The following is a 15,718-nucleotide window of genomic DNA, read 5'->3' on the forward strand; positions in this document are numbered from 1 at the left end:
AAATTAAAGATTGTGGGCGATAAATTCTCAAAGTGGGGCGATAAAATGCAAAAGTTTATCGATAAATCAAAAAAACAGAGCGATAAAATATGCGCACAGACAGGTTAATTAGGGAGGATTTACAGTGAAAAAGTATTGGAAAATAGGATTGTCAGCATTTCTAGCAATGGGCTTACTTGCGGCATGTAATAGCAAGGACACGAAAAACGACAATCCTGCATCAGAGCAACAGGCAACCCCGCAAGTAGAAGAAGCAACATTCCCGCTTACGATGACAGATGTTACTGGTAATGATATTACACTAGAAGCACCACCAGAGAGAATTATATCGCTGATACCAAGTAATACGGAAATTTTATTTGGACTTGGTTTAAATGATGAAATTGTTGGTGTCAATGATTATGATGATTTTCCAGCAGAGGCGGCTGACAAAGAGAAAGTAGGCAGTACGGAGTTTAATATTGAACAAATTATTGCACTTTCACCAGATATCGTTTTTGCGCATGAGTCAGGGATTGCGTCTCTAAAAGGTGCAATAGAGCAACTAGAAGCAGCTGATGTCAAGGTATATGTTGTAGCAAACGCAGATAACTTTAATGAGACATATACCACAATTGAGCAATTAGGGCGTGCAACTGGGAAATCATCAGAAGCTGAAAAAATGATAGCAAATATGAAAACAAAAACTGAAGAAGTGCAAGCGAAATTGAAGGACGTGGAGTCAAAGAAAGTCTTTGTAGAGACATCTGATGAACCAGAAATTTATACACCTGGTAAGAATACATTTATGCAGGAAATGCTAGACATGATCCATGCAGAAAATATAGCGGCTGATACGAGTGACTGGTACAAAATTGATGCTGAACAAATCATTGCAAAAAATCCAGATGTCATTGTGGTGACATATAATTATGTACCAGATATTTTAACGAAAATTCCCCAACGTGCTGGATTTGATACAATTACTGCCGTGAAAAATAATGCGATTGTGCAAGTAGATGAAAATATGACAAGTCGTCAGGGTCCACGTTTAGCTGATGGTCTTGAAGAATTAGCTAAAGCCATCTACCCAGAGGCTTTCGAGTGAGTAGAATAATTTTTGCCTATGTCACAGCGATTACGCTTCTAATCATTAGCATTTGGTGTGGTGTATCGATAGGCTCGGTTCACATTCCACTAGAAGTATTGTGGAATAAGGCGGCAAATGAAACAGCTGCCAATATTTTGTGGAAAATTCGCATGCCACGTGTCATGTTGGCAGGACTTGTAGGGGCGTCCCTTGCGATTGCAGGGGCAGCATTTCAAGGTTTATTGAAAAATCCTCTAGCAGATCCATATACATTGGGTGTTTCGTCTGGAGCGTCTGTAGGGGCAGTTATGACGTTGTTTTTTGGTATTTCTATTCCAGTTGTTGGCCTATACACATTGCCAACTTTTAGTATGATTGGTGCGGTGTTAACAATGGTAGCTGTTATGAGCTTTGCTAGGTTAGTTGACCGGTCACTAAAAATGGAAACACTCATTTTAACGGGCGTTATTTTTAGTTCGTTTTTAGGTTCTCTTATTTCGTTAATGATTGCTTTAACTGGTGAGGAGTTACGACAAATTATCGGCTGGCTACTTGGTTCGGTATCCATGCGTGGATGGCCATATGTGCAAATGATTGCACCGTTTGTTGTGATTGGCTCGACGATGCTTTGGACGCAAAGAAGAGAGTTAAATGTTCTTTTGTATGGAGAAGAGCGCGCGAAGCATTTAGGGGTTAATGTGAAACGTAGTAAATATTTGATTTTAGCTGGCGGCTCTATGCTGACGGGAGCAGCGGTTGCGGTTTCTGGAACAATTGGGTTTGTTGGTTTAGTGGTACCGCATATGACACGGATGATTTGGGGTTCAGATCACCGTCATCTATTGCCATTATCTTTTTTAAATGGAGCTACATTGCTTATTATTTGTGATTTAGTGTCACGTACGATTATCGTGCCACGTGAGTTGCCAATTGGTGTTATTACTGCGTTTATTGGCGCACCTGTTTTTTCGTATATTTTCTATAAGCAACGAAGAAGCAAGGGGGTACGCGTATGATTATTGTTGAACATTTATCAGGTGGCTATGAAAGCGTACCGATTGTCAAAGATGTAAGCTTTACAGTTGAAAAGGGGAAGATACTCGGCATTTTAGGACCAAATGGTAGTGGCAAATCGACGTTGCTGAAGGTAATCAGTGGCATCTTACCAGCAACTTCAGGCACTATTCAAATAGACGGAAAAGATATGAATTCATATAACGCCCGAGCATTGGCGAAGAAGATGGCAGTACTACCACAGCTACATGCCAATGCATTTTCAAATACAGTGCGTGAGGCAGTGTCACTTGGACGTTATCCCCATCAAACAGGATTCTTTTCGAGCTGGTCAGTGGTAGATGAGCAAGCTGTTCAATACGCGATGGAGCAAACAGGTGTCACACGTTACGAACATACCCCGATGGAAATTTTATCGGGTGGTGAGCAACAACGTGTATTTGTAGCACAGGCTTTAGCACAAACAGCGGAAATTTTACTGCTGGATGAGCCGACGAATCATTTAGATATCGCCCATCAACGACAAATTTTAGATATGGTACGAAAAGAAGCACTTGAATGTGGTTTAACGGTTATTATGGTATTGCATGACATGAATTTAGCCTCGCTTTATTGTGATGAATTATTGCTCATGGAGAGTGGGCGTATGCGTGCATTTGGTGCGCCACATGAAGTATTGATTGCCTCAAAAATCGAAGAAGTATATCAAGCGAGAGTCACGACTTACGCACATCCTGAAATTCCGAAACCCCAAATTACGATGATGCCAGCAGCGAGCGAGCATCAGCAACGAGCTGTTATCGTAAAAGAAGATTTCAAGGTAACAACAGCTTATATTCAATTAAAATCAAATATTCCTTTAAAAACAGTGTCCTCAGCAGTACATAATCCGGGTATTGGGTGGTATGACTGCCTGTTAAATCGTTCCGTTCAGGGTAATTATGACATTCATGATGTGAAGCAGGAGGTCGCTGAATTTTTACAAAGAGAACACTTTTCGTCGACAAGTACGGTGGTAATGCTAACAGCTGTTTCAACAGAGCTCGTCGCACTTCGTGAATATAAGGCTTCCTTCGGTAGTGTATTTGTCGTCGTCACTGCAGGTGTTGGCAATGCTGTGGATGTGTCACGTACGCATGAAAGACAAGATGAACCATATATTGGTACTATTAACACGTGGGTTGTGATTAATGGGTGTTTATCGGAAGAGGCATTTTTCCAAGCGATGATGACTGCCAATGAGGCGAAAACAAAAGCATTACAGTCAGAAAATATTCGTGATGAGCGCTCGAATACAGTTGCGACCGGCACCGCGACAGATAGCTTACTGATTGCCGCAACACAAAATGGTGAGGAAATGTCTTATGGTGGTCCGATTACAAAGGTAGGCAAGATTATAGGTAAAGGTGTTTTTGAGACGACGGTGCAGGCAATTCAAAATTATAATATGAAGTATAGGAGCTGAGTTGAATGAAACTTTACACAAAAACAGGCGATACAGGTAAAACAAGTCTGATCGGTGGACGTGTCGATAAAGATAGCTTACGTGTAGAAACATATGGTGCAATTGATGAACTAAATTCATTTATCGGTAAGGCAGTAAGTGAATTAGATCGTGAATTATTCAAAGACATTTTAGTGGATTTAGAAACGATTCAGCAAGAACTTTTCGATGCAGGTGGTGATCTTGCAAATGTCATGAAGGAACGTCATTATAAACTTGCAGAAGAACCGATTGTAGTATTGGAGGGGCGTATTGATGCATTATCTGATGAAGCGCCGCCACTAGAACGCTTTATTTTGCCAGGTGGAGCACCAGCAGCAGCAACACTACACATTGCGCGTACAGTTGCACGCCGAGCAGAGCGTCAAATGGTAACGCTGATGAAAGAAATCCAGGATGTACCAACAATTGTACAAAAATATTTAAATCGCTTATCTGATTATTTATTTGCGGCTGCACGTGTTGTCAATGCACGCTTAAACGTAGCAGACATTGAGTATATTCGAAGTGGAAAAGTATTTAAAAAATAGCGAATCACCTACATCTAGGCATAATTGATTCAGAATTTTGACTTGTACGTAGGCTTGCCTGAGTGCTTTCGCTACTCTATATATTTGCTACAGGGCCACCTTGAAAATTTCAGGGTGGCTTTTTTTCTTGTGAAGTGTAAGAATATAAAATTATCAGAAATATTTTTGATTTGTGTTGACTGAATGCTCACTCATTTATTAGAATATGAATATAGTAACAAAATAGCGTACATTTACGCATGAACTAGCAAATTTAACACAAAGAGAGAAATTACGACAAGCTAAGGGGGGGACCAACCATGAATCCATTACTAATTGCAAACATTGTCTTAACAGTCGTGGTTGTGCTTTATGCAGTAGGATTATTTTTCTATCTGTTAAAAACACGCTACAAGTTTGTACAACTGGGGAAAAAGGTTGAGTTTGATGAAAGTGTTCAAGAACGTATTCGTTATTTAATGGTCAATGTATTTGGTCAAAATAAGCTATTAAAAGATCCGAAAAGTGGTTTAATTCACGTCATGTTCTTTTATGGTTTCTTGATGGTACAGTTAGGTGCTGTTGATTTAATTTGGAAGGGATTAGCACCAAATTCCCATTTACCACTAGGGATTTTCTATGGTGTATTTACATTCTTCCAGGAGTTAGTAGTGTTAATGATTTTGGTAGCGGTAGTGTGGGCGTTTTATCGTCGCTACGTTGAAAAGCTAGTGCGTCTAAAACGCGGTTGGAAAAATGGTTTAGTATTAATCTTCATTGGTGGTTTAATGGTATCAACATTATTTGCAAATGGTATGGGCTTAATCTGGCATGGCGAAGGCTTAACTTATACGGAACCTGTAGCATCAGCAATCGCAGCTATCTTTGGCTTTTTACCAGCATCTGTAGCAGCAGGTGTTTTCTATGTCATGTGGTGGGCACATTTATTAATCCTATTAACATTCTTAATTTATGTACCACAATCGAAGCACTTCCACTTAATTGTGAGTCCAATTAATGTGTATATGAACCGTTTAGATCGTACGGGAACGTTAACACCAATTGACTTCGAGGCACTTGAAGAAGCGGGTGAAAATGCGGACAGTGAAGATGATATTCCAGCCATAGGTGTTGGACGTATTCAAGACTTTACGCAAAAGCAGATGCTCGATTTATATTCTTGTGTAGAATGTGGTCGTTGTACAAATATGTGTCCGGCAACAGGAACAGGAAAGATGCTGTCACCAATGGACTTAATCGTCAAGCTTCGTGATCATTTAACATTTACAGGGGCGGTTGTCACAAAGCAAAAACCGTGGGTGCCATATCAATTCTTTGCTAATACAAAGGGGAATCAGCTAGCAATGGCTGCTGGTGCTGAGGGCGCAATCATGGAAGACATTTATAGTCCTTCTTTAATAGGTGAAGTAATTACTGAAGAAGAGATTTGGGCATGTACAACTTGCCGTAACTGTGAAGACCAATGTCCAGTAATGAACGAGCATGTCGATAAAATTATTGACCTTCGTCGTTATCTAACGATGACTGAAGGAAAAGTAAATCCAGATGCACAGCGCGCGATGACAAACATCGAACGTCAAGGTAATCCTTGGGGGCTAAACCGTAAAGAAAAAGAAAATTGGCGTGACCTTGATTCAACTATCAATATCCCGACGGTGAAAGAACTGAAAAAATCGGGCGAGGACATGGAGTATCTATTGTGGGTAGGGTCTATGGGTGCATTTGATAACCGTTCACAAAAAATTGCTTTAGCCTTCTGCCGTCTATTAAATGAGGCTGGAGTGAAGTTTGCGATATTAGGAAATAAAGAGAAAAACTCAGGAGATACACCACGTCGTCTAGGGAATGAGTTTTTATTCCAAGAGTTAGCGACAGCCAATATCGATGAGTTCGAGAAAAATGATGTGAAGAAAATTGTTACGATTGACCCGCATGCATACAATATCTTCAAAAATGAATACCAAGATTTCGGCTGGAAAGGTGAAGTCTATCACCATACAGAGCTACTAAATCAATTGATAGAAGAAAATCGTCTAGCCATGAATTATGAAGTCGATGAGACAATTGTCTTCCATGATTCTTGTTACTTAGGTCGCTATAATGATGTGTATGATGCACCACGCGAGATTCTTCGAGGTATTCCAGGCGTTAAGCTTGTGGAAATGGAACGTAATCGCGAAACGGCAATGTGCTGTGGTGCAGGTGGCGGTTTAATGTGGATGGAAGAGCATGTTGGAAATCGTATTAATGTAGCAAGAACAGAGCAAGCTTTAGCAACAAATGCATCGGTGATTTCTTCTGGCTGTCCGTACTGTTTAACAATGCTAGAGGATGGAACAAAGGCAAAAGAAGTTGAAGATACAATTAGTACGTTCGATGTAGCAGAGTTATTGGAGCGTTCTGTATTCGGTGAGAAAGTGAAAGTTGTTGAAGCGCCAACTGAAGGAGTATCAGAAGAGATGTTAGAAGAGGTAGTCGCTTCAGTGGATACTATGGAAATTGACGAGAAATAACTACTTGCTAAGAAAATAGCTGATTATTGCAGAAATATTTTGGTTATCTGAAAAATATAAATTGCACAACAATTAATTGTTTTGTAGAATAAGATTAATGGAAATGGGAGTTAGTTAAGGACTCCCATTTTTCATCGAGAAGAATCGAGCGAGCGTTCAGTCAACAACGGGGTTTGGGAAAAGACACTAATCGATACCTTCATCGAGAACGTAAAACAAAAGGGGTGTTTTACTTGAATAGAGCGGTAATTTTAGCAGGAGCAAGAACGGCATTTGGTAAATTTGGAGGAGCACTATCATCACTCAACGCAAGTGATCTGGGAGCAATTGCAGTTAAAGGGGCACTAGAGAAGGCGAGTATTATGCCAAATGAAGTGGATGAAGTAATTTTAGGCACAGTCCTACAAGGTGGTCAGGGACAAATACCATCAAGACAGGCTGCACTAAAAGCAGGTTTACCAACTTCGGTGAAAACAGAAACGATTAATAAAGTTTGTGCGTCAGGGATGCGCGCAGTAACGTTAGCAGATCAGCTAATTCGGTTAGGGGACGAAGAAGTCATTATCGCTGGCGGTATGGAGTCTATGTCAAATGCACCGTACTATTTAATGAAGGGTCGCACAGGTTTACGCATGGGCGATTCCACCATGATAGACGGCATGCTATATGATGGTTTAACATGTGCCTTTAATCAGGCAAGACCGCATATGGGAAGCTATGGCAATACGACAGCGACTACGTTTTCGTTAAGTCGCGAGGAACAGGATACTTGGTCCGTACGCAGCCATGAACGTGCACTAGGGGCAATAGAAAAAGGCTACTTTGCACAGGAAATTGTACCAGTAGAAATACCACAGCGTAAGGGTGATCCGCTTCTAGTGAGTATAGACGAGGCACCAAGAGCTGGAACATCGATGGAAGCGCTTGCTAAGTTAAAGCCGGCCTTTGATAAGGACGGCACGATTACAGCGGGTAACGCACCTGGAGTAAATGATGGAGCATGTGCACTTGTAGTAATGAGTGAGGAGCGTGCAGTACGTGAAGGCAGAGAGCCACTTGCCATTATCATCGGCCATGAGGAACTCGCGATGGAGCCTGAAAACTTCCCGCAAACACCAGGACTTGTTATCAATAAACTTCTTAAAAAGACGGGGAAAACAATAGCTGACATTGATCTAATCGAAATTAATGAAGCCTTCGCTGCTGTAGCTCTTGTCAGCACTCTGCTTGCGGAACTTGATGCAGAGAAGGTCAATGTCAACGGTGGAGCAGTGGCACTAGGACATCCAATCGGAGCTTCCGGAGCACGCATTATTTTAACACTCGCACATGAATTACAACGCCGAGGTGGCGGAATTGGTATTGCTGCCATTTGCTCTGGGGGAGGGCAAGGCGATGCAATCATGATTGAGGTACCAACTACAGGGGGACATGAATGATGGGAATTCAAAAGGTTATGGTCATTGGCGCTGGTCAAATGGGTTCAGGGATTGCACAGGTTTGTGCTCAAGCTGGCTATGAAGTCAAACTAAATGACATGAAGCAAGAATTTTTTGAGCGTGGATTAGCGGTAATTACAAAAAATTTAGCGCGTGATGTGGAAAAAGATCGTAAAACAGAAGATGAGAAAACAGCAATTCTAGGTCGTATTACTATGTCACTAGATTTACAGGATGCGAGTGATGTAGATATTATTATCGAGGCGGCTGTGGAAAACATGGAAGTGAAGCAATCCATCTTCCGCCAATTAGATACTATTGCACCCGCACATGCTATTTTAGCAACGAATACATCATCTCTACCAATTACCGAAATTGCAGCAGTAACTAACCGTCCAGAGCAAGTCATTGGTATGCACTTTATGAATCCAGTACCTGTTATGAAGCTTGTTGAAATCATCAGAGGTTTAGCAACAACTGATGAGGTTTACAAAGCTGTTGAAGATATGACAGTGAAATTAGCAAAAATACCAGTGGAAGTAAATGACTTCCCAGGCTTTATTTCGAATCGTATTTTACTCCCAATGATTAATGAGGCAATCTATGCATTGTATGAAGGTGTTGCATCGAAAGAAGCTATTGATGATGTCATGAAGCTTGGGATGAATCATCCAATGGGGCCACTAACATTAGCGGACTTTATCGGTCTGGATACATGCTTGTCAATCATGGAGATTTTACATGAGGGCTTAGGGGATAGTAAATACAGACCTTGTCCATTGTTACGTAAATATGTGGCAGCAGGATGGCTGGGCAAGAAATCAGGAAGAGGCTTTTACGTTTACGAATAATCCTATGGGGATGGGATTATTCAACAAAAATGTAATGCTACGTGACAACATAGAGGGGTGACATTATAGATGCATTTACAATTTACAGATGAACAGATCATGATGCGTGATATGGTGCGAGATTTCGCGCAAGAAAAGATTGCACCGTGGGTAGATCGTATGGAGGCAGGGGAGTTTCCACGAGAGCTACTTGTGCAAATGGGTGAGCTTGGTTTAATGGGCATTACAACACCAGAAGAACTAGGTGGCTCTGCGATGGATTTTACATCTTACATACTAGCCATTAATGAATTATCTAAGGTTAGTGCAGTGATGGGTGTTATTTTATCGGTGCATACCTCAGTTGGTACAAACCCTATAATTTATTTTGGTAATGATGAACAAAAGCAACGTTATGTCCCAAAACTAGCTTCGGGAGAATATTTAGGCGCATTTTGTTTAACAGAGCCAAGCGCAGGTTCAGATGCAGGTTCATTGCAATCAAAAGCGGTGCGTGATGGTGATGAGTATGTTATTAACGGATCAAAGGTGTTTATTACAAACGGTGGTGAGGCAGATGTCTATATCGTTTTTGCATCTACCAATCAAGCCGACAAGACGCGAGGAATTTCAGCGTTTATTGTCGAAAAAGGAACGCCGGGCTTAGTGATAGGTAAGGATGAGCACAAAATGGGCTTACATGGCTCACGCACAGTACAACTGACATTCGATAACTGTCGCATACCAGCTACAAATCTTCTTGGGGAAGAAGGAGAAGGCTTTAAAATTGCGATGGCAAATTTAGATGTGGGTCGAATTGGCATTGCAGCTCAAGCCTTAGGTATTGCTGAAGCAGCACTTGAAGCAGCAACAGCTTATGCGAAAGAACGTGTCCAATTTGGTAAACCAATTTCAGCACAGCAAGGAGTTGGCTTCAAGCTAGCAGACATGGCGACTGCGGTTGAAGCGGCAAAATTGCTTGTCTATCGTGCGGCAGATTTACGGGCCAAAGGCTTACCGTGCGGAGCGGAAGCCTCGATGGCTAAACTTTTCGCTTCTCGTACAGCGGTGCAAACTGCGATTGAAGCTGTACAAATTTTCGGTGGTTATGGCTACACAGAGGATTATCCAGTAGAGCGATATTTCCGTGATGCCAAAGTGACAGAAATCTATGAGGGTACAAGTGAAATCCAAAAGTTGGTTATTAGTAAACAGTTAATTTGATGCAATAAAAGTCTCCATCTCAATAAGTGAAGAGATTGGTGTATCTACGAAATCAAATGACGTCAACGTGAAATTCATTCATATAAAAGGGGAAATGGACCATGAACTTTCAATTAACAGAAGAACACGAACAATTACGTGAAATGATTCGAGACTTTGCTATTAACGAAGTAGCACCAACTGCAGCGGAGCGCGACGAAAATGAAGCTTTTGACCGTACAATTTTCGAAAAAATGGCTGAACTAGGATTAACAGGTATTCCTTGGCCAGAAGAGTATGGTGGTGCAGGCTTTGATTATCTTGCCTATGTAATTGCTGTAGAAGAACTATCACGTGTATGTGCTTCAACAGGGGTAACATTATCGGCACATACTTCACTTGCAGGATGGCCATTATACAAATTCGGAACGGAAGAACAGAAACAAAAGTATCTTCGTCCTATGGCAGAAGGTAAACATATTGGTGCATATGGCTTAACAGAGCCAGCTTCAGGTTCAGATGCAGGCGGTATGAAAACATATGCCAAACGTGACGGCGATGATTATATTTTAAATGGTTCGAAGATTTTCATCACGAATGGTGGTGTAGCAGATACCTATATTGTATTTGCTGTAACAGACCCAGAAGCGAAAAACAGCACATCTGCTTTTATTGTTGAAGCAGGTTTTGAGGGCTTCTCAGTTGGTAAAAAAGAGAAAAAGCTAGGAATTCGTTCATCGCCAACGACTGAAATTATTTTTGACAACTGCCGTGTACCAAAAGAAAATTTGCTTGGTGCAGAGGGGGAAGGCTTTAAAATTGCGATGACTACACTGGATGGGGGACGTAACGGTATTGCGGCTCAAGCTGTAGGAATTGCTCAAGGTGCGTTAGATGCAGCTGTAGAATATGCAAAAGAGCGTGTGCAATTTGGCAAGCCAATTACTGCAAATCAAGGTGTGTCTTTTAAATTAGCGGATATGGCTACACAAATTGAAGCATCAAGACTTCTTACATACCAAGCTGCTTGGTTAGAGTCAAATAGTCTACCATATGGTAAGGCTTCTGCAATGGCGAAATTAATGGCTGGTGACACAGCAATGAGTGTAACGACTGAGGCAGTGCAGGTTTTCGGTGGCTACGGTTATACAAAAGATTATCCGGTAGAACGTTTCATGCGTGATGCGAAAATTACACAAATTTACGAAGGTACGCAGGAGATCCAACGTCTGGTGATTTCGCGTATGTTGACAAAGTAATTTATGACAGAAAAAAGTAAAAGGCCCCAAGTACAGTCAACTGTGAAAGATGAAAATCTGATCGCTATTCGCCGAGAGCAAATGATTCAAGGTGCTATTAAATTATTTAAAGAAAAAGGTTTTCATCGTGCCACGACGAGAGAAATTGCGAAAGCTGCGGGCTTTAGTATCGGTACATTATATGAATATATTCGTACGAAAGAAGATGTACTATACCTTGTATGTGACAGTATTTATCATCACGCAATGGAGCGACTAGCAAGTTTCGAAATTAAGGCAGGTACTATCGAAGAATTAAGAGAAATGATTCGTGAGTATTTCTTGCAAATTGATAGTATGGTCGATGAATTGACGATTATGTATCAAGAAACGAAATCCTTGTCGAGGGAAGCGCAGCGCTATGTATTCAGTAAGGAATTCGAAATGGTTGCCACTTTTGAGCGACTATTAAAACGCTGTGTAGAGACAGGTGAAATTTCAATGACTGACAAGCAAATTCATTTGGCTGCGAATAACTTAGTCGTTCAAGGCCAAAGTTGGGCGTTTCGTAAATGGGCGCTCCATCGTCAACATACACTTGATGAGTATATTGATATGCAGACAACATTATTCATATCAGGCATTAAGGGGTTCTAATCAGTTTAAGGGGTAATCGGTAATTGCATAGATGGATATTGCAATTACCGATTTTTATTTGAGGCAGTATGATGGTTCGTTTATATGTTTCGTATAAAGAGGTGAGTGTTTGCCACAAAACTCAACTTCGCCGCTAGCTTATAATGCGGTTCATACGTTAAGAAAGAGATTTACTAAGGGGAGAAAGTGGGGGTTTCATATATGGCAAAGGTAGAAGTATACCGTCCAAAAAATCACGTGCGTTTTGTAACAGCATCCAGTCTTTTTGATGGGCATGATGCTTCAGTCAATATTATGCGACGTATTTTGCAATCTAGTGGTGTGGAAGTAATTCACTTAGGACATAACCGCTCTGTTGAAGAAGTCGTGAATGCGGCTATTCAAGAGGATGCACAAGGCATTGCTGTATCCTCATATCAAGGCGGCCATATGGAATACTTTAAATATATGTATGATTTACTGCGTGAAAAAGGAGCGCCTCATATTAAAATTTATGGTGGCGGTGGTGGTGTTATTTTACCACGTGAAATTAAAGAGCTACATTCATATGGTATTTCTGGCATTTTCTCGCCAGAAGATGGGCGAGTGCTTGGTCTACAAGGGATGATCAACGAGCAAATTAAAGGGACAGATTTCTCAACGGCGACAGGAGACTACGATGAAAAGCTAGAAATCTTAACAACAGAAACACCAGAATTGCTGGCAAATTTAATTACTGCGGCAGAATCGAACGATGATGCCGAAACGAAAGCTATGTTAGTAGAAGCGCGCAAACGTTCGAAAGGGACGCCAATTTTAGGGATTACAGGAACGGGTGGTGCAGGGAAATCTTCATTAACGGATGAGCTTATTCGCCGCTTCCTGAAGGAATTCCCAGATAAACGTGTGGCTATTCTTTCCGTTGATCCGACAAAGCAAAAAACAGGTGGGGCATTACTTGGAGACCGTATTCGTATGAATGCCATTTTCAATAATCGTGTGTATATGCGAAGCTTGGCGACACGAGGCTCACGTACAGAATTGACCGCTTCCATTGGTGATGTCTTAGATGTTGTACGTGTTGCAGGTTATGATTTAATCATCGTGGAAACGAGTGGGATTGGTCAGGGTGATGCGGAAATTACAAAGTACACGGATCTATCCATGTATGTTATGACAAGTGAGTTTGGGGCACCAACACAGCTTGAAAAGATTGACATGATTGATTTTGCGGATGTAATTGCTATCAATAAATTTGAACGTAAAGGCTCAGAAGATGCGTTACGTCAAGTGCAAAAACAGCTTCAACGATCTCGTGAGCTTTGGGAAGAACCAATTGATAGCATGCCTGTATATGGTACAATTGCCAGTCAGTTTAATGATAAAGGAACAAATACTTTATTTGCAGTATTAGTGAACATTATTAATAATAAAACAGGTAGCAATTGGGAAACAAGTTATGAACAATTTGCGAAAACGCAAAAGCAGGATGTCATTATTCCAAACGATCGTCGTTATTATTTACGTGAAATTACTGATACAGTGCGAGGCTATCATAAAAAAACAGAGCAACAGGTAGCATTTGCACGTCGTTTATTCCAACTTGAGGGTGCCATTGCTACAGTCAAGGAAAAGGCGCCAGATGACGCACTAGTTGCATCACTTACGTCTTTAGCGGAAGGTGTCCGTGATGAATTATCAGCTGAATCCAAGCGTATTCTAGAAAATTGGCAGACTTTAAAAGAAGCGTATGCTGGTGATGTATTTGTAACCAAAGTTCGTGATAAAGAAATTCGGACGATTTTAACGACAACAAGTCTTTCTGGTACAAAAATACCAAAGGTCGTTATACCGAAGTTCGTTGATTACGGTGAAATTTTACGCTGGGTCTATGGAGAAAATGTACCAGGTGAATTCCCGTATACTGCAGGAGTGTTCCAATTTAAACGTGAAGGTGAAGATCCGAAACGACAATTTGCTGGAGAGGGCACACCGGAACGGACAAATAAACGCTTTCACTATTTATCGAAAGACGATGACGCAAAACGTTTATCCACGGCCTTTGACTCCGTAACATTATACGGTGAGGATCCTGATTATCGTCCGGATATTTACGGTAAGGTCGGAGAGTCAGGTGTGTCAATTTGTACGTTAGAAGATATGAAGAAGCTCTATGCAGGCTTTGACCTTTGCGCGCCATCAACTTCAGTATCGATGACAATTAATGGACCTGCCCCAATTATTTTAGCAATGTTTATGAATACAGCAATTGATCAGCAGGTGAGGCTGCGTGAGGAAGCATTAAATCGTACATTAACAGTTGAAGAGTTCACGGAGACACGTGAAAAAACATTGCAGGTCGTACGAGGGACAGTGCAGGCAGATATTTTAAAAGAAGACCAAGGGCAAAATACTTGTATTTTCTCAACTGAATTTGCACTGCGCATGATGGGGGATATCCAGCAATACTTTATCGACCAAAAAGTGCGTAATTATTACTCAGTATCTATCTCGGGCTATCACATTGCAGAAGCTGGAGCGAATCCAATCTCACAGCTAGCATTTACACTAGCAAATGGCTTTACGTATGTTGAATACTATTTAAGCCGTGGTATGAATATTGATGATTTTGCGCCAAATCTATCGTTCTTTTTCTCCAATGGGCTAGATCCAGAATATACAGTGATTGGCCGTGTTGCTCGTCGTATTTGGGCAGTCGTTATGCGTGATAAATATGGTGCTAACGAGCGTGCGCAAAAGCTGAAATACCATGTTCAAACATCTGGTCGAAGCTTGCATGCACAGGAGATTGACTTTAATGATATTCGTACTACATTGCAAGCATTAATGGCACTACAAGATAACTGTAATTCACTCCATACAAATGCTTACGATGAAGCGATTACAACACCAACAGAAGAATCAGTACGTCGTGCAATGGCAATTCAAATGATCATTACCAAAGAGCATGGATTAGCGAAGAATGAAAACCCATTACAAGGTGCATTTATCGTTGAAGAATTAACTGATTTGGTAGAAGAATCTGTGTTAGAAGAATTTGATCGTATTAATGATCGTGGTGGTGTGTTAGGTGCAATGGAAACGCAATATCAACGTGGTAAGATTCAAGAAGAATCCATGCACTATGAAATGCTAAAACATTCGGGTGAATTACCAATTATCGGCGTAAACACATACTTAAATCCAAACCCACCGGCAGATGACGCCATTGACAATATGGAAATTGCGCGTGCTTCAACGGAAGAAAAAGAAACACAAATACGAAACCTACAAGCCTTCTGGCAGCAGCATACAGGAGACGCAGAGGCGGCTATTGCTCGTTTACAAGAAGTTGCTGTGAACAACGGTAATATTTTTGAAGAACTAATGGAAACTGTACAAGTAGCAAGCTTAGGACAAATTACAAAAGCATTATATGAAGTAGGCGGACAGTTCCGTCGTAATATGTAGAAAGTAAGCGTGCGATAATCGCTTTCTATTTACAAATTATTCTATTTTATGCGGAATGCTGCTGTAGTTTTAAGTGTCTAGTCTTTCGATTAGGCACTTCTTTTCATTTTCGCTATAATAGAATGACAAAGGGGGCGCAGTAGAGGATGAAATCAGTTATTCACTACATTATCATTTTAGCTTTAGTGTTAGGAGTCATTTTCCTGTATAATAAGCAAATTGGCGCTATTCCTTTACTATTATTGTCTGTTTATTTGTTTTACTTTGGTTT

The 15,718-nt window shown here is 41.0% G+C and carries 11 protein-coding genes; all 11 read left to right on the forward strand.

Going from position 1 to position 15,718, the window contains the following annotated elements; all coding sequences use genetic code 11:
- Window positions 1-124: 124 nt before the first annotated feature.
- The 11 genes from H131_RS04830 (at window position 125) to icmF (ending at window position 15,447) form a co-directional block, all read left to right on the forward strand.
- Window positions 125-1,087 carry a helical backbone metal receptor gene (locus H131_RS04830; protein WP_010857946.1) on the forward strand — a complete coding sequence of 321 codons (963 nt, stop codon included), beginning with the start codon at window positions 125-127 and terminating at the stop codon, window positions 1,085-1,087.
- Window positions 1,084-2,085 (forward strand): FecCD family ABC transporter permease, encoded by a 1,002-nt coding sequence (locus tag H131_RS04835; RefSeq protein ID WP_010857947.1) that lies wholly within the window; start codon window positions 1,084-1,086, stop codon window positions 2,083-2,085. The genes H131_RS04830 and H131_RS04835 overlap by 4 nt, the downstream gene beginning before the upstream one ends.
- Window positions 2,082-3,548: an adenosylcobinamide amidohydrolase gene (locus H131_RS04840; protein WP_010857948.1), complete on the forward strand. Its 1,467-nt coding sequence runs from the start codon at window positions 2,082-2,084 to the stop codon at window positions 3,546-3,548. The genes H131_RS04835 and H131_RS04840 overlap by 4 nt, the downstream gene beginning before the upstream one ends.
- A gap of 5 nt (window positions 3,549-3,553) precedes the next feature.
- Window positions 3,554-4,117, forward strand: coding sequence for a cob(I)yrinic acid a,c-diamide adenosyltransferase (locus H131_RS04845; RefSeq protein WP_010857949.1), 564 nt, complete (start codon window positions 3,554-3,556; stop codon window positions 4,115-4,117).
- Between the two features lie 299 nt (window positions 4,118-4,416).
- On the forward strand, window positions 4,417-6,630 hold the full coding sequence (locus H131_RS04850; protein ID WP_010857950.1) for a heterodisulfide reductase-related iron-sulfur binding cluster: 2,214 nt from the start codon (window positions 4,417-4,419) through the stop codon (window positions 6,628-6,630).
- A 233-nt stretch (window positions 6,631-6,863) separates the two neighbouring features.
- Window positions 6,864-8,069, forward strand: a complete 1,206-nt coding sequence (locus H131_RS04855) for an acetyl-CoA C-acetyltransferase (protein WP_010857951.1) — start codon at window positions 6,864-6,866, stop codon at window positions 8,067-8,069.
- Window positions 8,069-8,920, forward strand: a complete 852-nt coding sequence (locus tag H131_RS04860) for a 3-hydroxybutyryl-CoA dehydrogenase (protein WP_010857952.1) — start codon at window positions 8,069-8,071, stop codon at window positions 8,918-8,920. Before H131_RS04855 ends, H131_RS04860 begins: the two co-directional genes overlap by 1 nt.
- Before the next feature lie 69 nt (window positions 8,921-8,989).
- Entirely contained in the window at window positions 8,990-10,123 is a 1,134-nt protein-coding gene (locus tag H131_RS04865; RefSeq protein WP_010857953.1) for an acyl-CoA dehydrogenase, read from the forward strand.
- Between the two features lie 101 nt (window positions 10,124-10,224).
- Complete coding sequence (locus H131_RS04870) at window positions 10,225-11,361, forward strand: acyl-CoA dehydrogenase (RefSeq protein ID WP_010857954.1); 1,137 nt, start codon at window positions 10,225-10,227, stop codon at window positions 11,359-11,361.
- Between the two features lie 3 nt (window positions 11,362-11,364).
- Window positions 11,365-11,997 carry a TetR/AcrR family transcriptional regulator gene (locus H131_RS04875; RefSeq protein WP_010857955.1) on the forward strand — a complete coding sequence of 211 codons (633 nt, stop codon included), beginning with the start codon at window positions 11,365-11,367 and terminating at the stop codon, window positions 11,995-11,997.
- Between the two features lie 201 nt (window positions 11,998-12,198).
- Entirely contained in the window at window positions 12,199-15,447 is a 3,249-nt protein-coding gene (gene icmF, locus H131_RS04880) for a fused isobutyryl-CoA mutase/GTPase IcmF (protein ID WP_010857956.1), read from the forward strand.
- The last annotated feature ends 271 nt before the right edge of the window (window positions 15,448-15,718 follow it).

Source organism: Lysinibacillus sphaericus OT4b.31, assembly GCF_000392615.1.
GTDB classification, from domain to species: domain Bacteria; phylum Bacillota; class Bacilli; order Bacillales_A; family Planococcaceae; genus Lysinibacillus; species Lysinibacillus sphaericus_B.